General features: G+C 46.2%; 14 protein-coding genes, 16 tRNA genes and 1 rRNA gene. 26 read left to right on the top strand and 5 right to left on the bottom strand.

The annotated features are described in order from the left end of the window. Window positions 1-27 precede the first annotated feature (27 nt). The 17 genes from MKX34_RS28045 (at window position 28) to MKX34_RS27965 (ending at window position 4,538) form a co-directional block, all read left to right on the top strand. A 23S ribosomal RNA gene (locus MKX34_RS28045) occupies window positions 28-2,954 on the top strand. Between the two features lie 61 nt (window positions 2,955-3,015). After that, window positions 3,016-3,091: transfer RNA gene (locus MKX34_RS28040), tRNA-Asn, on the top strand. A gap of 3 nt (window positions 3,092-3,094) precedes the next feature. Further along, window positions 3,095-3,187 (top strand) — tRNA-Ser (locus MKX34_RS28035). 18 nt (window positions 3,188-3,205) lie between these two features. Next, window positions 3,206-3,280, top strand: a tRNA-Glu gene (locus tag MKX34_RS28030). Between the two features lie 55 nt (window positions 3,281-3,335). Then, window positions 3,336-3,411 (top strand) — tRNA-Val (locus MKX34_RS28025). A gap of 16 nt (window positions 3,412-3,427) precedes the next feature. Beyond that, window positions 3,428-3,504: transfer RNA gene (locus MKX34_RS28020), tRNA-Met, on the top strand. Window positions 3,505-3,529: 25 nt separating this feature from the next. Next, window positions 3,530-3,607: transfer RNA gene (locus MKX34_RS28015), tRNA-Asp, on the top strand. A 10-nt stretch (window positions 3,608-3,617) separates the two neighbouring features. Further along, window positions 3,618-3,693 (top strand) — tRNA-Phe (locus MKX34_RS28010). Window positions 3,694-3,721: 28 nt separating this feature from the next. Continuing rightward, window positions 3,722-3,797 (top strand) — tRNA-Thr (locus tag MKX34_RS28005). Window positions 3,798-3,802: 5 nt separating this feature from the next. Continuing rightward, a tRNA-Tyr gene (locus MKX34_RS28000) sits at window positions 3,803-3,888 on the top strand. 6 nt (window positions 3,889-3,894) lie between these two features. Next, window positions 3,895-3,968 (top strand) — tRNA-Trp (locus MKX34_RS27995). 23 nt (window positions 3,969-3,991) lie between these two features. Next, window positions 3,992-4,067 (top strand) — tRNA-His (locus MKX34_RS27990). A gap of 43 nt (window positions 4,068-4,110) precedes the next feature. Continuing rightward, window positions 4,111-4,186 (top strand) — tRNA-His (locus tag MKX34_RS27985). 19 nt (window positions 4,187-4,205) lie between these two features. Next, a tRNA-Gln gene (locus tag MKX34_RS27980) sits at window positions 4,206-4,280 on the top strand. Between the two features lie 6 nt (window positions 4,281-4,286). Beyond that, a tRNA-Gly gene (locus MKX34_RS27975) sits at window positions 4,287-4,361 on the top strand. A 10-nt stretch (window positions 4,362-4,371) separates the two neighbouring features. After that, window positions 4,372-4,445, top strand: a tRNA-Cys gene (locus tag MKX34_RS27970). A 14-nt stretch (window positions 4,446-4,459) separates the two neighbouring features. After that, window positions 4,460-4,538: transfer RNA gene (locus tag MKX34_RS27965), tRNA-Leu, on the top strand. Window positions 4,539-4,675: 137 nt separating this feature from the next. On the opposite strand, the gene MKX34_RS27960 is transcribed toward MKX34_RS27965, so the two are convergent. After that, window positions 4,676-5,431 carry an AraC family transcriptional regulator gene (locus MKX34_RS27960; protein ID WP_076296415.1) on the bottom strand — a complete coding sequence of 252 codons (756 nt, stop codon included), beginning with the start codon at window positions 5,429-5,431 and terminating at the stop codon, window positions 4,676-4,678. 329 nt (window positions 5,432-5,760) lie between these two features. Between MKX34_RS27960 and MKX34_RS27955 the strand changes: the two genes are divergently transcribed. The 9 genes from MKX34_RS27955 to MKX34_RS27915 all read left to right on the top strand — a co-directional run bounded on the left by MKX34_RS27955 (window position 5,761) and on the right by MKX34_RS27915 (window position 15,728). Next, the gene (locus MKX34_RS27955) at window positions 5,761-6,900 is read left to right on the top strand and encodes a BMP family ABC transporter substrate-binding protein (RefSeq protein ID WP_036685574.1); all 1,140 of its coding nucleotides are present in this window, start codon (window positions 5,761-5,763) and stop codon (window positions 6,898-6,900) included. 117 nt (window positions 6,901-7,017) lie between these two features. Continuing rightward, complete coding sequence (locus MKX34_RS27950; RefSeq protein WP_076134098.1) at window positions 7,018-8,580, top strand: ABC transporter ATP-binding protein; 1,563 nt, start codon at window positions 7,018-7,020, stop codon at window positions 8,578-8,580. Continuing rightward, window positions 8,573-9,619 (top strand): ABC transporter permease, encoded by a 1,047-nt coding sequence (locus MKX34_RS27945; protein WP_076296416.1) that lies wholly within the window; start codon window positions 8,573-8,575, stop codon window positions 9,617-9,619. Before MKX34_RS27950 ends, MKX34_RS27945 begins: the two co-directional genes overlap by 8 nt. After that, complete coding sequence (locus MKX34_RS27940) at window positions 9,616-10,554, top strand: ABC transporter permease (RefSeq protein WP_036685567.1); 939 nt, start codon at window positions 9,616-9,618, stop codon at window positions 10,552-10,554. The genes MKX34_RS27945 and MKX34_RS27940 overlap by 4 nt, the downstream gene beginning before the upstream one ends. 40 nt (window positions 10,555-10,594) lie before the next feature. Beyond that, window positions 10,595-11,551, top strand: a complete 957-nt coding sequence (locus MKX34_RS27935) for a nucleoside hydrolase (protein WP_076272248.1) — start codon at window positions 10,595-10,597, stop codon at window positions 11,549-11,551. Window positions 11,552-11,554: 3 nt separating this feature from the next. Then, window positions 11,555-12,952, top strand: a complete 1,398-nt coding sequence (locus MKX34_RS27930) for an ADP-ribosylglycohydrolase family protein (protein ID WP_076272249.1) — start codon at window positions 11,555-11,557, stop codon at window positions 12,950-12,952. Between the two features lie 486 nt (window positions 12,953-13,438). Then, the gene (locus MKX34_RS27925) at window positions 13,439-14,200 is read left to right on the top strand and encodes an ATP-binding cassette domain-containing protein (protein ID WP_081383877.1); all 762 of its coding nucleotides are present in this window, start codon (window positions 13,439-13,441) and stop codon (window positions 14,198-14,200) included. Then, window positions 14,193-14,855: a methionine ABC transporter permease gene (locus MKX34_RS27920; RefSeq protein ID WP_036685560.1), complete on the top strand. Its 663-nt coding sequence runs from the start codon at window positions 14,193-14,195 to the stop codon at window positions 14,853-14,855. The genes MKX34_RS27925 and MKX34_RS27920 overlap by 8 nt, the downstream gene beginning before the upstream one ends. Window positions 14,856-14,897: 42 nt before the next feature. Beyond that, window positions 14,898-15,728: a MetQ/NlpA family ABC transporter substrate-binding protein gene (locus tag MKX34_RS27915; protein ID WP_036685556.1), complete on the top strand. Its 831-nt coding sequence runs from the start codon at window positions 14,898-14,900 to the stop codon at window positions 15,726-15,728. Window positions 15,729-15,817: 89 nt separating this feature from the next. On the opposite strand, the gene MKX34_RS27910 is transcribed toward MKX34_RS27915, so the two are convergent. The 4 genes from MKX34_RS27910 to MKX34_RS27895 form a co-directional block, all read right to left on the bottom strand. Next, complete coding sequence (locus MKX34_RS27910; protein WP_076296417.1) at window positions 15,818-18,352, bottom strand: FtsX-like permease family protein; 2,535 nt, start codon at window positions 18,350-18,352, stop codon at window positions 15,818-15,820. Then, window positions 18,349-19,047 carry an ABC transporter ATP-binding protein gene (locus MKX34_RS27905; RefSeq protein ID WP_036685550.1) on the bottom strand — a complete coding sequence of 233 codons (699 nt, stop codon included), beginning with the start codon at window positions 19,045-19,047 and terminating at the stop codon, window positions 18,349-18,351. Before MKX34_RS27905 ends, MKX34_RS27910 begins: the two co-directional genes overlap by 4 nt. 102 nt (window positions 19,048-19,149) lie before the next feature. Then, a complete protein-coding gene (locus tag MKX34_RS27900) occupies window positions 19,150-20,187 on the bottom strand; it encodes a HAMP domain-containing sensor histidine kinase (protein ID WP_076296418.1) in 1,038 nt (345 codons plus the stop codon). Beyond that, window positions 20,184-20,867 carry a response regulator transcription factor gene (locus MKX34_RS27895; RefSeq protein WP_076104862.1) on the bottom strand — a complete coding sequence of 228 codons (684 nt, stop codon included), beginning with the start codon at window positions 20,865-20,867 and terminating at the stop codon, window positions 20,184-20,186. The genes MKX34_RS27900 and MKX34_RS27895 overlap by 4 nt, the downstream gene beginning before the upstream one ends. Window positions 20,868-21,167: the final 300 nt, after the last annotated feature.

Below are 21,167 nucleotides of genomic sequence, written 5' to 3'. Positions count from 1 at the left end.
AGTGAGATTTTTCTTCGGAAGAATCAAGGTTAAGCTAATAAGAGCACACGGAGGATGCCTAGGCGCCAGGAGCCGACGAAGGACGTGGCGAACAACGAAACTGCCTCGGGGAGCTGTAAGCAAGCTTTGATCCGGGGGTGTCCGAATGGGGAAACCCAGCTGTGGTAATTCGCAGTTACTCATTTCTGAATACATAGGAAATGTAGAGGCAGACCAGGGGAACTGAAACATCTAAGTACCCTGAGGAAGAGAAAACAATAGTGATTCCGTCAGTAGCGGCGAGCGAACGCGGAACAGCCTAAACCTAAGAGCTTGCTCTTAGGGGTTGTGGGACGTCTCACATGGAGTTACAAAGGAATATGGTAGGTGAAGAGGTCTGGAAAGGCCCGCGATAGAGGTAAAAGCCCTGTAACCTAAACTGTGTTCTCTCCGAGACGGATCCCGAGTAGTGCGGGGCACGTGAAACCCCGTATGAATCCAGCAGGACCATCTGCTAAGGCTAAATACTACCTGGCGACCGATAGTGAAACAGTACCGTGAGGGAAAGGTGAAAAGCACCCCGGAAGGGGAGTGAAATAGAACCTGAAACCGTGTGCTTACAAAAAGTCAGAGCCCGATCTATGGGTGATGGCGTGCCTTTTGTAGAATGAACCGGCGAGTTACGTTTAACATGCAAGGTTAAGCCGAGAAGGTGGAGCCGCAGCGAAAGCGAGTCTGAATAGGGCGAATTAGTATGTGGACGTAGACCCGAAACCGTGTGATCTACCCCTGTCCAGGGTGAAGGTGCGGTAACACGCACTGGAGGCCCGAACCCACGTACGTTGAAAAGTGCGGGGATGAGGTGGGGGTAGCGGAGAAATTCCAATCGAACTCGGAGATAGCTGGTTCTCCCCGAAATAGCTTTAGGGCTAGCCTCGGTATAAGAGTAGTGGAGGTAGAGCACTGATTGGGTGCGGGGTCCGCAAGGATTACCAAGCTCAGTCAAACTCCGAATGCCATATACTTATTGCCGGGAGTCAGACAGTGAGTGCTAAGATCCATTGTCAAAAGGGAAACAGCCCAGACCATCAGCTAAGGTCCCCAAGTGTGTGTTAAGTGGGAAAGGATGTGGAGTTGCACAGACAACCAGGATGTTGGCTTAGAAGCAGCCACCATTGAAAGAGTGCGTAATAGCTCACTGGTCGAGTGACTCTGCGCCGAAAATGTAACGGGGCTAAACACACCACCGAAGCTATGGCTAGATACGTATGTATCTGGGGTAGGGGAGCGTTGTGTAGGGGTTGAAGGTGTACTGAAAAGAGCGCTGGACACTACACAAGTGAGAATGCCGGTATGAGTAACGAAAAGATCAGTGAGAATCTGATCCGCCGAAAGCCCAAGGTTTCCTGAGGAAGGCTCGTCCGCTCAGGGTAAGTCGGGACCTAAGGCGAGGCCGAAAGGCGTAGTCGAAGGACAACAGTTTGAAATTACTGTACCACCGTAATCCGCTATGAGCGATGGGGTGACGCAGGAGGGTAGTGACGCGGACTGATGGATGTCCGTCTAAGCAGTGAGGCTGATGTGTAGGCAAATCCGCACATCGTTAAGGCTAGGCTGTGATGGGGAGCGAAAATTATAGTAGCGAAGGTCATGATCTCACACTGCCAAGAAAAGCCTCTAGCCAGGAGAAGGTGCCCGTACCGCAAACCGACACAGGTAGGCGAGAAGAGAATTCTAAGGCGCGCGGAAGAACTCTCGTTAAGGAACTCGGCAAAATGACCCCGTAACTTCGGGAGAAGGGGTGCCCCGGTAGTGTGAATAGCACGAGGGGGCCGCAGTGAAAAGGCCCAAGCGACTGTTTAGCAAAAACACAGGTCTGTGCGAAGCCGCAAGGCGAAGTATACGGGCTGACGCCTGCCCGGTGCTGGAAGGTTAAGGGGAGTGGTTAGGGGTAACCCGAAGCTATGAACCGAAGCCCCAGTAAACGGCGGCCGTAACTATAACGGTCCTAAGGTAGCGAAATTCCTTGTCAGGTAAATTCTGACCCGCACGAATGGCGTAACGACTTGGGCGCTGTCTCAACGAGAGATCCGGTGAAATTTTAATACCTGTGAAGATGCAGGTTACCCGCGACAAGACGGAAAGACCCCATGGAGCTTTACTGCAGCTTGATATTGAATTTGGGTACGATCTGTACAGGATAGGTGGGAGCCGTAGAAATCGGAGCGCAAGCTTCGGTGGAGGCGCCGTTGGGATACCACCCTGATCGTATCTAGGTTCTAACCTAGTACCCTTACCGGGTACGGGGACCGTGTCAGGCGGGCAGTTTGACTGGGGCGGTCGCCTCCTAAAGAGTAACGGAGGCGTTCCAAGGTTCCCTCAGAATGGTTGGAAATCATTCGCAGAGTGCAAAGGCATAAGGGAGCTTGACTGCGAGACCTACAAGTCGAGCAGGGACGAAAGTCGGACTTAGTGATCCGGTGGTACCGCATGGAAGGGCCATCGCTCAACGGATAAAAGCTACCCTGGGGATAACAGGCTTATCTCCCCCAAGAGTCCACATCGACGGGGAGGTTTGGCACCTCGATGTCGGCTCATCGCATCCTGGGGCTGAAGTAGGTCCCAAGGGTTGGGCTGTTCGCCCATTAAAGCGGTACGCGAGCTGGGTTCAGAACGTCGTGAGACAGTTCGGTCCCTATCTGTCGTGGGCGCAGGAAATTTGAGAGGAGCTGTCCTTAGTACGAGAGGACCGGGATGGACGTACCGCTGGTGCACCAGTTGTTCCGCCAGGAGCATGGCTGGGTAGCTACGTACGGACGGGATAAGCGCTGAAAGCATCTAAGCGTGAAGCCCCCCTCAAGATGAGATTTCCCAATTAGTAAGACCCCTTGAAGACGACGAGGTAGATAGGTTGGAGGTGGAAGTGCAGCAATGCATGGAGCTGACCAATACTAATCGGTCGAGGGCTTATCCTATACTTAGAATGCAGATTCGTTTCGGATTCAGTTTTCAGGCGATTAAGCCTGGTATGAATATTCCCTGATAGCTCAGTTGGTAGAGCACTCGACTGTTAATCGAGTTGTCACAGGTTCGAGTCCTGTTCGGGGAGCCATATGGAGAGGTGTCCGAGTTTGGCCGAAGGAGCACGATTGGAAATCGTGTAGGCGCCACAAGCGTCTCGAGGGTTCGAATCCCTCTCTCTCCGCCACAAATTTTTAATTAGTATGGCCCGTTGGTCAAGGGGTTAAGACACCTCCCTTTCACGGAGGTAACATGGGTTCGAATCCCATACGGGTCACCAAATTTTCACTTGATTTATCCTAGTGGACTTTGGTACAATAACAATTGTTGTTTATGGAGGCTTAGCTCAGCTGGGAGAGCATCTGCCTTACAAGCAGAGGGTCGGGGGTTCGATCCCCTCAGCCTCCACCATAACATATTTTACTGGCGCGGGGTGGAGCAGCCCGGTAGCTCGTCGGGCTCATAACCCGAAGGCCGCAGGTTCAAATCCTGCCCCCGCAACCAATTAACTTAAGCAATTATATCTTTTGGAACCGTGGTGTAGTTGGCCTAACATGCCTGCCTGTCACGCAGGAGATCGCGGGTTCGAATCCCGTCGGTTCCGCCATTTTCATCATGGCTCGGTAGCTCAGTCGGTAGAGCAGAGGACTGAAAATCCTCGTGTCGGCGGTTCGATTCCGTCCCGAGCCACCATTTATCATCACAAAAGAATGAGTGCCATGCCGGTGTAGCTCAATTGGTAGAGCAACTGACTTGTAATCAGTAGGTTGGGGGTTCAAGTCCTCTCGCCGGCACCATCCTTGGAGGATTAGCGAAGTGGCCAAACGCATCAGACTGTAAATCTGCTCACGTAAGTGTTCGGTGGTTCGAATCCATCATCCTCCACCAGTTTTTAGGGGCATAGTTTAAAGGTAGAACAACGGTCTCCAAAACCGTTGGTGTGGGTTCAATTCCTGCTGCCCCTGCCAAGTTCTTTCTAAAGTTTAATATGGCGGCCGTGGCGAAGGGGTTAACGCACCGGATTGTGGTTCCGGCATTCGTGGGTTCGAGACCCATCGGCCGCCCCATTTTCTTTAAAATGAATAATGGCAACAATATCAACTTAATATGGCGACTGTGGCGAAGGGGTTAACGCACCGGATTGTGGTTCCGGCATTCGTGGGTTCGAGACCCATCAGTCGCCCCATTTTACTTTAAAATGTTATTGGGGATTAGCCAAGCGGTAAGGCAACGGACTTTGACTCCGTCACTCATAGGTTCGAATCCTATATCCCCAGCCATTTTATGCGGACGTGGCTCAGCGGTAGAGCATCGCCTTGCCAAGGCGAGGGTCGCGGGTTCGATTCCCGTCGTCCGCTCCAAAATTTACATGGCGCCATAGCCAAGTGGTAAGGCAAAGCTCTGCAAAAGCTTTATCCCCAGTTCAAATCTGGGTGGCGCCTCCATTTAGTTCATATGTGCCGGCGTGGCGGAATGGCAGACGCGCTCGACTCAAAATCGAGTGGGAAACCGTGGAGGTTCGAGTCCTCTCGCCGGTATCTTAAAAAGGTTAGTAAGAATGCTTTTATAAGCAATCTTACTAACCTTTTTTCTTTATGTTCTTAGTTTTACAGGATTAAGCCGTTGAATAGAGGAGTTTCTCTATTTCAACGGCTTTTTTTAATCTGATTAGTGATTAACCTGATTGATTATTAATGCGGAATGCTCGCGGGGTATGACCTATTTCTCGTTTAAACATATTGCAGAATTGGGCATCGTTCACAAAACCTGCAGCAGCAGATACTTCAGAGATTTGCATCTGAGTATGACGTAATAGAGATTTTGCATAATCCAGGCGTTTTAACAGCAAATACCGCAGGGGTGAAGACCCGAACCGTTCTTTAAATAGATGGCGAAAACGATCGTAGCTATATCCGGACATTTCTGATAGTGTTTCGACGGACAATTTATGGCGATAATGCTCATTCATATAATTAAGGACATATTGTACTCGGTCTTCTGTTGGGGATTGATATCCAGAGGCACTAAGAAGCCTCATAAGATGGACGGTAATCTCGCTCATTTGTAGGTTTAGAAGCTCAGAGAATCCGTCTTGCTTGCGTGTAAACTCTGCTTTCATTCGCAGCAGGATTTGAAGAACGGTCTTATCTTTATCATCTTCATATACGCCGAGCAGATTACTCATATTAGGGTGTTCCGAGTGGAAGCCTACAAATAATACATTTGCATCCTCACGGTGGTGCTCGTCATGTTTATGATTGGGTGGCACAAGCGCGAAAGAAGAGGAGCGAAAATGGTAACTTCGTGGGCCAACATTGGTTGTCCCTACCCCCTGTAAATAATAGACCAGTTCGTAGCATTCATGCTGGTGTGGAGGGATATAAGTATTTAGCTCATGTGTGGCACTTACAATATATAGAACACGATCCATGATGATCCTCCAATACTTATGTTTTAGCCGAATCGTACAAAACTATGACCGAAATCATATAATTATTTTTAATAATATTTGTTATGATCGTATCAATAAATCCGAAAGTTCGCAACCTGACTGGCCATCTCGTTCGGAAATAAAGCGGATTATTAATAATAATGGTATTTTTATTGCTATTTTTGAGCCTAAACGTTAAATTTATTACTTTTAATGATACTTTATTTGGAAAAAAGAGAATTTCCATTTGAACCGTGAATTATACAATGGGTGAAGATGGGGATTCTGCCGGATTACTAACCAACTAAAATTAGGGGTGGAATAGAGTAATGAATAAAAAAGTTCTTTCTTTGTTGTTATTAATGGTGATGGTTCTGGTCACAGCATGTGGGAATAACACGTCCAATAACGGTTCTTCTGCGAATACTGGATCAAACGCTGCTGAGGGTGGAGAAACAGGTTCAGGGGATAAACTCAAGGTTGTATTGCTGATTCCGGGGACACTTGGGGATAAATCATTTTTTGACTCCGCTAATAACGGCTTGCAAAAGGTTAAGGATGAACTAGGTGCAGTAACAAAGGTTGTTGAAATGGGCGTTGATAAAACGAAATGGGAGCCTACATTTAACGATATCGCTTCCGAGGATTGGGATGTAATTATTTCTGGCGGTTCTGAAATTACAGAGATGTTTAATGCAACGGCAGAATTGTATCCAGACAAAAAATTCATTAATTATGATACCGACATCGATGAAGCACCAGATAACATGTACAACATGTCTTATGCGACAAATGAAGTATCTTTCTTGGCAGGTGCCGTAGCAGCATTAGCTACACAATCGGATATGCCGAATGCTACCCCTGAGAATGTGATTGGGTTTGTGGGCGGTATGGATATTCCGGGGATTAATGCTTTCTTGGTCGGCTACATTCAAGGTGCTCAGTACGTTGATCCTGATGTAAAAGTGGCTGTGTCGTACGCTGGTGATTTTGTTAACCCGGCAAAAGGTAAGGAGCTGTCTCTAATTCAATATAACTCCGGTGTGGATGTTATTTTTAACGTGGCTGGGGGTACAGGTCTTGGGATCTTTGACGCAGCTAAAGAGAAGAAAAAATATGCAATCGGTGTAGACTCCGATCAGGCAATGTTGATTAACGATACGGATAGTGAAAAAGCAAATCTAATCGTTACTTCATCTATTAAAAAGATTGATACGGCTATTCTAGGTGCAGTGAAGAGATTGCAAGAGGGAACGCTAGAAATGGGCAAACGTGATGTGTTGAGCTTTGTAGATGATGGTGTAGGTATTGCTGAGAATGATATTTATAAAAATGTATTCCCGGCTGATCTTCAGGCCAAGGTTGAAGAAGTGAAGCAAAAGCTGATCAATAAAGAAATTAAAGTGGATAATGCGATGGGGATGGAAACCGCAGAGGTAGAAGCTATTCGTAACGCAGTTAAGCCTTAAGCTTTAAATCTTAAGATCAGCTCTATAGAGATAAACCTACAGTTGGAGATTCTTCTAGTCAGGGGAATTCCAGCTGTATATTTTTGCAGACCTCCAAGTTGAAAGGCGTTGAGACCTATGTACAAAGCTCTGCTGGAAATGCGGGGAATTACCAAGGTATATCCCAATGGCGTCGTTGCAAATAAAGACGTGCATTTTTCTTTACGTGAGGGAGAAATACATGCGATTGCAGGTGAGAACGGTGCTGGTAAATCGACTTTAATGAAGATTATGTTCGGCATGGAAGAGCCAAGTGAAGGCGAGATCTATATCAAGGGTGAAAAAGTAAAGCTGCAATCCGCTCAGGACGCCATTGATAGAGGCATCGGCATGGTCCATCAGCATTTCATGTTGGTACCTTCTTTTACGGTGGCAGAGAATATGGTGCTGGGTATGGAGCCGCGCAGAGGAGTTGGCATTAATTATGCCGAGGCTGTGCGCATGACGGAAGAGACCGCAAGGAAATACAATCTGGCCGTGGATCCTAAAGCAAAAGTAGAGGATCTTACAGTTGGGATGAAGCAAAAGGTTGAGATTCTTAAGGCGCTGCTGCGTGGTGCGAAAATTCTGGTGCTTGATGAGCCGACTGCGGTGTTGACTCCACAGGAAACAGAGGAATTGTTCCGCGAGCTTAAGCAATTAAGGGAACAGGGTCATACGATAGTTTTTATTTCGCACAAATTAAAGGAAGTCAAAGCGATTTGCGACAGAATTACGATTATGCGCAGCGGCCGTAGTGAAGGTGTTTTTCAAACACAGGATGTGACAGAACAGGAAATCTCGCGACTAATGGTCGGCAGAGACGTCGTGCTGAAATATGACAAAGAGATTCTGGCTGTTAGTGAGCCAGTACTAACGGTGCAGGGACTCGGTGTGAATGATGCAGATGGCAAAGCATTATTGTCGGATATCAATTTTGCGGTACGTGGTGGGCAGATCGTTGGGATTGCTGGTGTAGAAGGCAACGGGCAGACACAGCTCATTGAAGCTCTTACAGGTAGCTTGAGAGGTGTCTCAAGTCAGGGCTCTGTACTAGTGAAGGGAAAGGATATCCGTGAATCGGATATTTTGGATATTCGTAAGCTAGGCGTTTCCTATATACCGGAGGATCGGATGCGGCAAGGGATCGCTAGTGAGGCAAGCATAGCTGATAATCTGCTATCTACTCAGTATCGTACAAAAGCAATGAATAAAGGTCTTTTTTTGAATGGCTCACGAATTGCCAAGCTAGCAGTATCCCTTGTAGAGGAATTTAAAGTCCGCTGTTCAGGACCTTCTCAGCCCATAGGAATGTTGTCAGGTGGTAACATGCAGAAGGTAGTCGTAGCTAGAGAGTGTTCGACTGAACCGCAGCTGCTTATTGCAGAACAGCCGACACGGGGTGTGGATATAGGCGCAGCCCAGTTCATACATCAAAAGTTGTTGGAATTACGTTCAGACGATTGCGCGATTTTGCTAGTGTCGGCAGATTTGAATGAGATCTTGGAGATCAGCGATAGTCTGTTAGTAATGTACGAGGGTAAGATTGTTGCCTTTTTCGAGGAGCCATCTAAGGTTAGTGAGGAAGAATTAGGTCTTTATATGCTGGGGATTCATCGACAGGACGAGGAGCACATCGGGAGGGCCGTAAATCATGTTTAAAGTTAAATATTTTGAGTACATTCGGACATCGGCGGTAATCGTTATTGCACTCGCTATTGCCTTTCTGATCATCTCTTTGGTCAGTAATCAGCCTGTGAAGACGATTGGTATATTCCTATTAGAGCCGTTATCCAGTAAAGGTCATATTGGTAATGTGATTGAGATGGCGATTCCGCTCATGTTCACTGGGTTGGCAGTATCCTTGTTGTTTCGAGCCAATATGTTCAACCTGGGAGCTGAAGGGATTTTCTATTTCTCCGGTGTTGTAACTTCCGTATTGGCTATTCATTTAACGTTGGACGGCTGGCTGCATCCGATGGTAGCTATTGCTGCAGGTTCAATTGTAGGAGCGTTGCTCTCGGCAATACCTGGTATTCTGAAGGCAAAATGGAATGCTAATGAGTTGGTTACATCCTTAATGTTCAATAATATTTTGTTCGGAGTAGGGCTATTCCTACTGAACTATCATCTACGTGATGCTAAAGCTTTTGCCAATGTATCCTACAAATTCGAGAAAACGGCACTGCTGAGTAAAATGGTCTCCGGCACCCGTATTCATACCGGTCTTATTATCGTTATCGTGCTTATTATTGCAGCTCATCTATTCCTATACAAAACGAAATGGGGATATGAGCTGCGCATGACAGGCATCAACCTGGACTTTGCCCGTTATTCCGGTATGAAGACAGCCAAGGTTATTATTCTCGTTCACTTGATTGCAGGTTTTATCGCAGGTATGGGGGGTTCCGTAGAAGTGCTGGGGATGTATAACCGTTTCCAATGGACGTCACTGCCTGGTTATGGTTTGGATGGTGCCCTTGTAGCGATGTTAGCCAAAAATAATCCGCTGTCCGTAATCGGCTCTGCATTGTTCCTAGCGTACATTCGAATTGGGGCTGACATGATGGCGCGTCTGTCTGATGTACCTTCAGAGATGATCTCAATTATACAGGCAATTATCATTCTTCTGATTTCGGCTGAGCAATTTCTGAAGTTCTGGAAAAATCGGATGCTCTTGAAGGAGGCGAAGGAAGCGTGAATAGTTTGTTTGATGTAATTTTTACAACTGACTTTGCGTTCTCTGTCCTTCGCGTGACGACTCCGATTCTGTTCGCCGCGCTCGGCGCACTCATCTCCAACCGTGCAGGGATCATTAACATTGGGATGGAGGGCATCATGCTTGTTGCCGCTTTAGCGGGTGTCATCATAAGCAGCTATACGCATAGCGCGTGGGTAGGTCTGCTTGGGGCGGTGCTGTCTGGAACATTGATCGCTGGAATATTAGCTTTTTTCACCCTGAAATTCAAAACACATATCATTCTCGGGGGTGTGGCCATTAATATGTTCGCTTCGGGAGGAACTGTGTTTATCCTCTATCTGCTTAGTGGCGACAAGGGTTCTTCCACTTCTCTGGCGAGTAAAGTTTTGCCTAGTGTCCAGATTCCTTTGTTGAAGGATATCCCGGTGCTTGGACCTATTTTATCGGGGCATCACATTCTGACGTATGTTTCTATATTGGCTGTGTTTGTTGTCTACTATCTATTAAATCGTACACCGCTTGGACTGCGCATTCGTTCAGTGGGCGAAAATCCACATGCGGCTCAATCCGTGGGTGTAAGTGTTGTGAAAATACAGTATATGGCTTTGCTGCTTAGCGGATTTTTTGCCGGTTTAGGCGGTGCTTATATGTCGATGGGGTATTTGTCACTGTTTACCCGCGATATGATCGCTGGCCGGGGCTGGATTGCCATTGCCGCTGAGTCGATGGGAAGAAGTACGACCGTAGGCACGGCGTTGACCTCTTTATTATTTGGTACTGCAGATGCATTGTCGAATGCGCTACAGGTGTTGAAGATTCCTGCGGAGCTAATCGCTACTCTTCCTTATGTAGCCACAGTAATTGGACTTGTGATCTACGCAGTATCTGAGACACGAAAAAAGAATAAAAAACTTAAAAGCCCGCTAGTTAAATAGCGATTGAAATGATTGATACACAGACAAGGAGTGAGTAACTATGCCAACACCTATTATTATTGACTGCGATCCAGGGCATGATGACGCAATAGCGATACTGCTTGCCATAGCAAATTCGGAGAAGTTAGATCTGCGCGGAATTACAACGGTTGGTGGAAACCAAATTTTAGATAAAATCACGGAAAACGCCCTGAAGGTGATCAGCTTCGTGAATGCTGACATTCCTGTAGCTAAAGGGGCTGCTGGCCCACTGTTCGGCAAGCTTGTTACAGGTGAGGAAGCGCATGGTGAATCGGGCATGGATGGGCCGCTTTTGCCCCCAAGTAAATTCCGCCCTGTAGAGCAGGGTGCTGTGGAGTTTATGCTGAATATCATCCGTTCTTCAGAGGAGAAGATTACGCTCGTGCCGATGGCTCCTTTAACAAATATCGCACTGCTAATCACGGCTTATCCAGAGATTAAAGACAGAATTGAAAAAATCTCACTAATGGGCGGAGGTATCTCTTATGGGAATGTCACCTCTACTGCGGAGTTTAATATCTATGTAGATCCTGAAGCAGCCCGTATTGTGTTTGAGTCGGGGATTCCGATCATAATGAGTGGTCTGGATGTGACCGATAAGGCTGCTATTTTTGAAGATGAGATCCTAGCATTGAAAGAGCGGGGACCAGTGTCTACAATGGTCGGAGAATTGCTGGATTTCTATTCGATTTACGGTAAAAAAATGGGCTATGTCGGCAGTGCGCTGCATGATCCATGTGCTGTTGCCTGGCTGCTGCATCCGGAACTATTTGAATTTGAGCATCTATATGTAACGGTGGAGACAGAAGGCAAGCTGACGCGGGGAATGACAGTTGCAGACAGACGGAAGAAGACGGATCGTCCAGCGAATGTGCAAGTATTGGTGGGAGTTGACCGGGAAGCATTTATGAAGCTGATCTTTGATTCACTGGAAAAGCTTGATCAAGAGCTGCTGCTAGCGGCTGAAGGGAAGTAGCCTATGGCAGGATGGGAGAGACTTCAAGAGACCGTGCAGTTTGAAATTGCTCAGCGTGGAGAAGAAGGTTGCGAGATTGATGGGTTCGCGGATAAGCTAGCGGCTGCTGGTGCCGATGAGCTCAAGCTGATGCAGGTATACAATGAGCTAATGGAGCTTACGATCAGTGAGGATTTTCCGTATCAAGAGCCATCCTCTCTGGAGGAGATTCGTCAACTACGTCCAGAAGGCCCACGTAAGCTTGAGGCGGACTGGAGCGAAGCGGAATGGAGAGATAAGTTCTATGGAGCCTGGCTCGGTAGAAGTGTCGGCTGCGCACTCGGGAAACCGCTGGAGTATTGGGACTATCTCTATGGGAAAGATGGCCGTCCGGGCTGGGAGAATATTGAGCTATGGTTTCAGGGTGCGGACGCCTGGCCAATTACTGGCTATACGCCTGGGCATTCACGGGCAGAGGCTGAATATGGTCTTGGCTTAAGCGAATGGACACATGCCAGTACCCGCGAGACGATCAAGTATATGGAAAGCGATGACGATATTCGTTACACTGTCCTGGGTCTTATGCTGCTGGAACAGAAAGGTCTGAACTGGGATTCTTGGGATATCGGAAAGCTGTGGCATACACATTTAACATATAGTCAGGTGTGCACGGCGGAGACACAGTCATATATGAATTTTGCGCAGGAGACCTCTCATCTGCATGGCGAGAAGCCTGCGGATTGGCTGGTGCGGCAGGAAAGAGTGCGGATGCACTTAAACCCTTACCGCGAGTGGATTGGTGCCGCTATACGCGCAGATGGACTGGCTTATGGTGCAGCAGGTTATCCTGAGCTTGCGGCAGAATTAGGCTGGCGTGATGCTTCATTTTCACATGTGAAAAATGGCATCTACGGTGAGATGTTTAATGCGGCGATGATATCGGCAGCTTTTGCAGAGAAGGATAATGAACGGATCCTAGAGATTGGCCTTAGCGAGATTCCGCGTACCAGTCGTCTTGCCAGTGATGTTTTGCGGGGGATAGATATTGCGCAGAAGGCCAAAAGCGAGCGGGACTTGGTTCGTAACATTTGGGATACTTTTAGCCACTATGATGCGGTCCATACAAATAATAATGCTGCTCTTGTAGCCGCGTCGCTTGTTTATGGCGGGAATGATTTTGAAAAAACAGTCGTCACTTCCGTATACGGTGGAATGGATACAGACTGTAACGGGGCAACTGTGGGCTCAATTATGGGAGCGAAGCTTGGAGCAAGTAAGTTGCCGGCTTCGTGGATTGAACCGCTTCACGATACGTTATATGCGGATCTGCCCGGATTTCATCCGATAGCGATTTCGGAATGTGCGGAACGCAGCTACCAAGTGTTCTTGAAGATTCGCGGAGAGCTTGGCGAAAAGGGATAAAAGATTTAGCGAGTATGGGACTCGATAGATCAGGGATTCAGGGATTACTATATGAATTATGGGATGTCTTAAGCTACCGGCTTAGACATCCTTTTTTGCGTAACAGCAGGTCTTTAAATCACACTCCAACGAACCAAATGTAGCTTTAACTGCATTTCATACACTTAAAAAAACTAAATATGGCTATATTAACAGTGGAGCGTTTTGTGGTGGGGCAATAGGAGAATCATGATTTCAAGAGGGAAAGATTACCTTTGCTAACCCTTTTTATTTTGTTAATAAATGTGTAAAAAGAGCCCGGTATAAAGGGTTTTTAGGTTTTTATCAAACTTCCTGGTATATCATTTAAATAAAAATGATGACACAGCAGAAGAAATGTCTTATTATTTAAGGAGATTTTTAATAAAACAGATTTTAGAAAATTGTAATACAATGTCTCACTTCATGGAGGTTCATTATATAAGGGAAAGGAAGGGGGAGCTTCTAATACTGTCGCTGAGTCGGGTAAGTAAAGGGTTCAAGCTGAAGGAAGGCATCTATCAGGCTGTGGATGAGGTATCGCTGGAGGTAAAGCAGGGATCCATTCACGGGATCATTGGTGAGAGTGGTGCGGGGAAATCTACGCTGCTGCGACTGATGAATCTTCTGGAACAGCCGGATCAGGGAACGGTTACTGTAGATGGCCACAACCTGACCGAAATGCCTAGTAAAGCACTGCGTAAAGCAAGGCAAAAGATTGGAATGATCTTTCAACAATTTAATCTTGTTTATAACGTCACAGTAGAGCGGAATGTTTCGATCCCGCTGGAGCTGGCAGATGTCCCAAAGCATGAACGAATGAAACGTGTGAAGGAGTGTCTGGATTTTGTTGGACTGGCAGATAAGGCAAAACAATATCCTGCACAGCTCAGCGGAGGACAACGTCAGCGTGTTGCGATTGCCCGCGCGCTAGCGAACAGTCCGGGAATATTGCTATGTGACGAGCCAACGTCCTCTCTGGACCCAGGAACCACTACAGATATCTTGAACGTGCTGAAGCATGTGAATTCAAGTCTTGGAGTAACGGTTGTCATTGTTACGCATGAGATGGATGTTGTCAAAAGCATATGTACTCATGTATCGGTGATGGAAAAAGGGCGCATTGTAGATTCATTCTCTCGTGAAGACGGTGAATTCCGTCCAGCAGCAGCCAGCACCGGGACATACCGCGATCAGATTCTTGGTAAAGCGGGGGAAGGTCATGTTTGACAGTGTACTTCAATATCAGGCACAGATGTGGGATTCGATCGGTGAAACCTTTGTGATGGTTGGTATTTCTGTTGGGGCGGCAGTACTGCTGGGGCTTCCGCTGGGCACCTTGTTGTTTTTTTTCCGAAAAGGGCAGCTTTATGAGAATACAACGTTGTCTCTGGTGCTCAACAGTATCGTTAATATTATCCGCTCGTTTCCGTTCCTGCTGCTGGTCGTTGCGCTAATTCCAGTCACTCGTTTCCTGGTCGGGACCGCCATTGGGACGATTGCAGCAGCGGTTCCATTATCTATAATCGCTATTGCCTATTATGCTCGGTTAGTGGAGCAGTCGTTGCTGGAGGTTCCTAAAGGGGTCATTGAAGCAGCATTATCGATGGGAGCCTCGAAGCTGGGCTTGATCTTTAAATTTTTGTACGTGGAAGCTCGTTCGGGTCTAGTCCTTGGACTTACTACTTCTACAATTAGTTTTATCTCCTTCTCGACCGTGATGGGAGTTGTTGGTGGGGGAGGGGTTGGTGATTTCGCTATCCGTTATGGTTATCAGCGTTTTGAGACGGAAGTGATGATCTATGCCATTCTAGTGATGATTGTATTGGTCCAATTGGTTCAGTTCACTGGGGGGACTATCGCAAGGCTGTTGGATAAGCGTTAATACAAAATAGTTCAATATATAAACTGGGGGTTAGTAGTACTAATGAAAAAATCAATGATACTTGTGCTTACATTAATGGTATTGGTCGTAGCGGGTTGTGGCTCTAATAAAGCAGCCGAGAATAATGCTGCAAAAGGTAGTAATGATGAGTTAACCAAATTAAAGATCGCTACACTGATCCCACCTATGACAGAAATTCTGGATATTGTGAAGCCGCTCCTTAAGGAAGATGGCATTGATCTGGAGATCGTTGTTCTCTCTGACAATGTGCAGCCTAATGAGGCTTTAGCTAATAAAGAGGTAGACGCTAACTTTTTCCAACACGTTCCTTATATGAAGCAATATAATGAAAGCAAAGGCTCTAATCTGGTAGAGGTACAGCCTGTCTATGACGCTATTTATGGCGGATACTCCAAACGTTACAAGACTATAGCTGATCTTCCTGAAGGGGCTACGCTTGTAATGGCTAATGATCCATCTAACATCGGTCGTTCATTGCAAATGTTCGCTGCAGCTGATCTTATTAAGCTAAAAGAAGGCGTAGGCATTCAAGCCACACAAGCAGACATTACTGAGAATCCAAAAAAATTCAAGTTTGAAGAAGTCGATCTCCTAATGCTGGCCCGTATGCTTGATGATGGCGATTTAGTAGCCATGACTCCGGCTTATGCGAGCCCACTAGGATTGACACCGAAGAAAGATGCGCTGATTACGGAAGGCGAAGATTCCGAATTCACAATTACTTTGGTGGCACGTGAAGACAACAAGGATTCTGACGCCATTCAAAAGCTGGCTAAACGGATCAGCGGTCCTGAAGTGAAGAAGTTCCTTGAGGATAATTACGCGGATATTGCGTTGCCTGCGTTTAAATAAGCTGAATATGGATCTATAAAAAAAGGGCAGCCCGGCGATATTTACCGGGCTGCCCTTTTTGTAATAGGACTATTTAGGTGTGTCTTACATTACTCGGCTTCTCTCAGCCGTTCCACTATGGATGCTTGGGATAACGTTTTATAGGCTCTCAGTGTCACTGTGTAAGCGAGAATTAACAAAATAGGAACGGTGAGGATAAACGGCAGCCAACTCATCTGAAATACCATAAAGGCCATATTTTCCGTGATGCTTTTGGAAAGGTTATAGGTCAGCAATACACCTAATGTTGAGGTTATGAGGACGGTTAGCAAAACGGTGTATAATCCTTCAAGGATCAGCATACGTTTTAGCTGCTTTTTGGTCATGCCAATACTCTCCAGCATGGCAAATTCATTGCGGCGTGAGACTACCCCGGTGAGTACAGTGTTGATATAATTCAGCACCCCGATTAGAGCAATGACCAGGCTAAGCCCATACCCCACGGTTTGAAAAATGCGAATGAATCCACCGAGCTCATCTTTATAATCCTCCCTGGATTTCAAGGATAATTCATTTGTCGAATCTGTTAGAGCCTTGGCTGCTTGTTCTACTAAATCCATTTTAGCTGGATCGACATGTAGTGTGGCTGAAACAATATTGGCTGGATCTGTACCTTGCGGCATTTCCTTCTGCAGCTCCGAAGCAGGGAGGAAGACGTTGTACCCTAACAAAGAGAAAGATTTTGTTGTGGCAGCATATACTGCATCATTTTTTACTACTGCCATCACTTCATAAGATTTACCCGACTTCTCGAAAGTGACTGTATCTCCAGGATGATAATAGGCGCGGTAGCTATCTTCTTCTATAAACATGGCCTCAGCTATGACCGCATATTTTCCTGAAGCAAACTTCTGCCTGTTAAACTCCCCTTCAATAATATCCTTGTCCACAAGATCAAACCAGCCCGGATCTAATCCATATAAATTATTGTAGATCACCCCCCTCTTATCTAAAGTGGAGAGAAGATAGGGATGTGGATCAGCAGCTGCCATTGGCTCCAAAATAGCCCGGACAGCATCATCGACAGGAGATGGAACATATCTGTGGTAAACCTTATCTACACTTTCTACACCGTCAATTTTACTTAGATTGTTGGCGAAATCCTCTGAAAGCTTGTATGGATCACCGTCTCGAGGCCCTGTAATACTGACTAACACTTCATTCTGAACCAAAAAATCACCGGAGATAAAGGAAGCCAGATATTTGTTCACATCCAGTGAGGAAATTACTGTGAAAATGGTACTGAACAAGATGATACTCAAGGAGAGTGAAGAGAGCATCAGGATCAGCTTCTTTTTGCTTCTGAACAGGTTGGAGAACGCCATGTTGTGAAGTTTTGCGCCATGTTTTGATTTTTTGGCGTTCCGTTTTCCGCCGCTGCTGACTCCGGCAAATTTTACAGCCTCTACCGGCGAGGTTCGCGAAGCCATCCGGCCCGGTTTGCTTGCGGCGATCCATACGGTCATAAACGAGAATGCTGCTGCACCAATAAATATCCACGGGCTAGCAGAATAGACATTATCAGTAGAACCGTTTAAAAATGAGGAGGTCATAGGGAGAATCAGCAGACCTAGCAGATATCCCAACCCCAATCCAAAAGGCAATGCGACTAGATAAAGTGAGCGGGCCTGAATGGAGATGATCTTTTTTAGTTGTCGGGGTGTGGTACCGATGGTCTTTAGCAGGCCATAAAATTTGACATCCCGCACGACGGAAATAAAAAAGATATTGTAGATTAGTAAATAGCCGCTCAGCATGGTGATAAGAATGACAACTGCATAAGGAATGATATTCATTAGATTATCGGAGAGAGACACACTTGTATAAGCCGGATTGACACCATAAGGTACATCCAGGCCGGTGTCCGTCAAAATCTTTTGTACCTTCTGTTCAATATTATAAGAATTGTTAAACATCACCCCTAGACCTGCGGTGTTTACATAAGAACCCGTTGCCTCAGAGATATCCGGGTCAATATGGGAAATGTTCTTCTGTGTAAATGCTTCGGATACAAAAGCTAATCCTGACATCGCCAAATTTTGATCGGTTTCGTAATACCCGGAGAGCTTAAAGTCTTGGCTTATGACTTTTTCACCAATGTCTATATCCAGCTTCACAGTCTGGCCTAACTCATGTTTTGCTCCAAGCAAGTCAAGCGCCCAAGTATTTAGGACGATTTCATTCTCTTGGGAGGGCAGTCCGCCAGCTATAAAGTTGATAAATCCGTGTTTGGCATAATTCTCGTCAATTCGAAGGACCTCTACCCGGTTATTCTTGAACAGACTGGTGCTTATATCGCCAACCTTAAGAAAAACGCCATACTCTTTGATGGATGGGTGATTCTTCAGCTTCTCCAACTCGGCAGGATTCAGATATTTGAAGCTTCCATGATAATCGCTGCCAGTAGTCTGCATTTGTGCGCGTTGCATCGATTTGTTAATACTGAGCGCCAAGGTAAACACGGTGGTGATCAAAAGCGTAGTCAGTACGATGGCACAGATGATAGTGAAATTGCGAGCACGGTTGGCTTTGAGGCTTTTTTTGGCTAAAGTAGCAATAGTCTTATGGTTATTCGTGCTGATCATGGCTGGCTCACTCCGGAGCTACGGGGTTGTCCAGTGAAAATGATGCCATCTTCAATACGGATAATACGGTCAGCAGTTTGAGCGATTTGTTCATTGTGTGTGATCATCACAATGGTTTGGTTGAATTTTTCGCTCATCTGTTTAAGTAAAATCAGCACTTCTTGGCTTGTTTTGCTGTCCAGATTACCTGTAGGTTCATCTGCTAAGATGATTGAAGGTTTGGTCGCCAATGCTCTGGCTATTGCCACCCGTTGCTGCTGTCCGCCAGACAGATTAGAAGGTAGAGTATTCATCTTTTCCTGCAAGCCTAAAGTGCGGATGATCAGATCAAGATAAGTTTCGTCAACTTTGCCACCGTCCAGTTCAATGGGCAGCACAATATTCTCCCGCACATTTAGTATGGGTACCAAATTATAGTTCTGAAAAACAAACCCAACCGATCTGCGCCGAAAAATGGTCAGCTTCTCATCACTCATCGCAAAAATATCATTCCCGTCCACGTAAACCTTGCCCTCTGTTGCCCGATCTAATCCGCCAAGCATATGAAGAAGGGTGCTTTTGCCGCTGCCGCTAGTGCCGACAATGGCGACAAACTCCCCTTTTTCCACTGACAGTGATATGCCGTCCAAAGCCTTAACGCTTGAGCCCACCTTTCCATAGTGTTTTTTTAAATTTTCAGTCTGTAGAATCGGCATAACTCTTCCCCTCCAATGAGATCTGTTTGTCCATAATTTAAGGGTAGCAAATCAATCTGACAGGAGAGTGTCTGAATTCTGACCATAATGACACATTCTATTTCAGCGCTGGGGCAGGTAAACAGAGAAAGTTGTACCTTTTCCAGTTTCAGAAATGACGTTGATATGGCCGCCTTGCGCCGTGATAATCTCTCTGGACAAAAACAACCCGATGCCGACCCCCTCGAATTCACGCGCTTGCTTCCCTCGGTAAAACCGCTTAAAGATGTGAGGGATTTCTTCGCTGGGGATTCCAAGCCCAGTATCGGTAAGGTGAATACAGGTGAACATCTCATTGCTTTCAGCAAGAACGGAGATTTGTCCGCTATGCGGCGTGTACTTCACAGCATTCTCGAGCAGGTTGAATAGCGCTTCACTTGTCCATTTGACATCGTGGCAGGCTAAGATGTGTGTCCCGCAGTCAATATTGATCGTAATTTGTTTGTTTTCCGCTTGTGCATAAATCTGGGATAAAGCCTGCATCAGAGTTTGTATGAGCGGTTTCGCCTCAATCTGCTGTAGGGAGATCATTCCTGTTTCCAAACGTGATAATTTGATTAGAGACTGGATCAGCCAATCCAACTTATCTGACTGCGCTTTAATATGCTGTATGTAGTGCCGGACATTCTCATTTAGTCCGGGCATCTCTTCCAGCAACTGACTGAATACCATGATATTAGAGAGGGGGGTCTTGGTTTGATGGGAGATATCCGAGATCAGCTCTTTTATTTTGTTTTTCTCTGTTTGAATATTTAGTTCATTCGCCTTAGCCATCCCTATATACCGCTTTAGTTTATGTTCCATCGAAGACAGAGCGGTTTCTTCATAGTTAGTGAGTGGCGGCTGGTCATGTATAGCCCGCTCAATCGCTGTATCCAAGGTCTGTATATAGATTGTGATCTGACGGTTCCATAACCAGACCCATACGGCTCCTGTCGCTAATATACAGATGATGAATAGAGAAGTCAGTTGGAGCAGAGTGGGGTCGAACCCGTACAGAAACATTATACTGCCGATAAAACAGGCCACTAGTATAAGGATGATCAGTAAAAAGAGCCTATGAATTTGCTTGAAATTAGCAGGTGGGCTATTGGTTTTCATGGTTTTTGCCCTTCAGTCCACATGTATCCAAGTCCGTAAATGGTCTTGATATATTTAGGCGCTGCCGGGTCATCCTCAAGTTTAGCACGCAGCCGTTTGATGGCTACTGTCAATGCGTTTTCATCCACAAATTCGGCATCCTTGCTCCAGATCTTGTCTATCAGCTGTTCTCGGGTCAAAATATTGCCCGTATTCGTCACCAGCAGCCGCAGCAGCTTTTGCTCAGTTTTGCTCAGTTGGAGCGATTGTTTGTTTTTGCTGTACTCCAGTTTCTCAAAATCGAGTTCTAACGGACCCAATGTTATTTTTCCAGTCCCTAGCGATTCCGTTCTTCTGAGTACTGCCATTACTCTGGCGCGAAGCACCATTAGGCTGAATGGTTTGGTGATATAGTCATCGCCCCCCAATGCAAAACCGGTGATAATGTCGGACTCCATATCATTGGCGGTGAGGAAAATAATGGGTACGCGTGAGGTCTTGCGAAGTTGCTCGCAATAATCCAGCCCACTGCCGTCTGGCAGATTGATGTCCAGAATGATGAGATCAATAGGGTTAACTGCGAAGATATGCTCCGCCGCGGCAATATCGTAGGCTTGATGGATCACAACATTGTTTTGAGAAAGAGTGAGAGCGATCCCTTTATTTAAACTACGGTCGTCCTCAACGATCAGTATGTTCATAGTAATTCTCCTTTGTTTCTTATTTGATCATTATACATTCTCGGGATTTATTCGAAAGCGAGATTTTTATTTAGTAGGCACTTGAAAGTGGGCTTCATATCTAAGAAGACTATTATCGAAAGATTACGGAGCGAGGTTTTTTGATAAAGAGCCACATAGTTAAACCATAAAGGAAAGTTCAAAAGGACATCACCTATGTAGGGTGGTGTCCTTTCAATTTTCGATGGGGGCGCATCCCCTTTTTATATGTGAAAAGGTTGGTTATGACCTACAACTAGCCCAACAGTGGTCTGTAGTCGT

The organism is Paenibacillus sp. FSL R5-0636 (genome assembly GCF_037974255.1).
Classification (GTDB): Bacteria; Bacillota; Bacilli; order Paenibacillales; family Paenibacillaceae; genus Paenibacillus_AQ; species Paenibacillus_AQ odorifer.
Note: the sequence above shows the minus strand (reverse complement) of the source record. Positions and strands in the feature narration are given on the sequence as shown.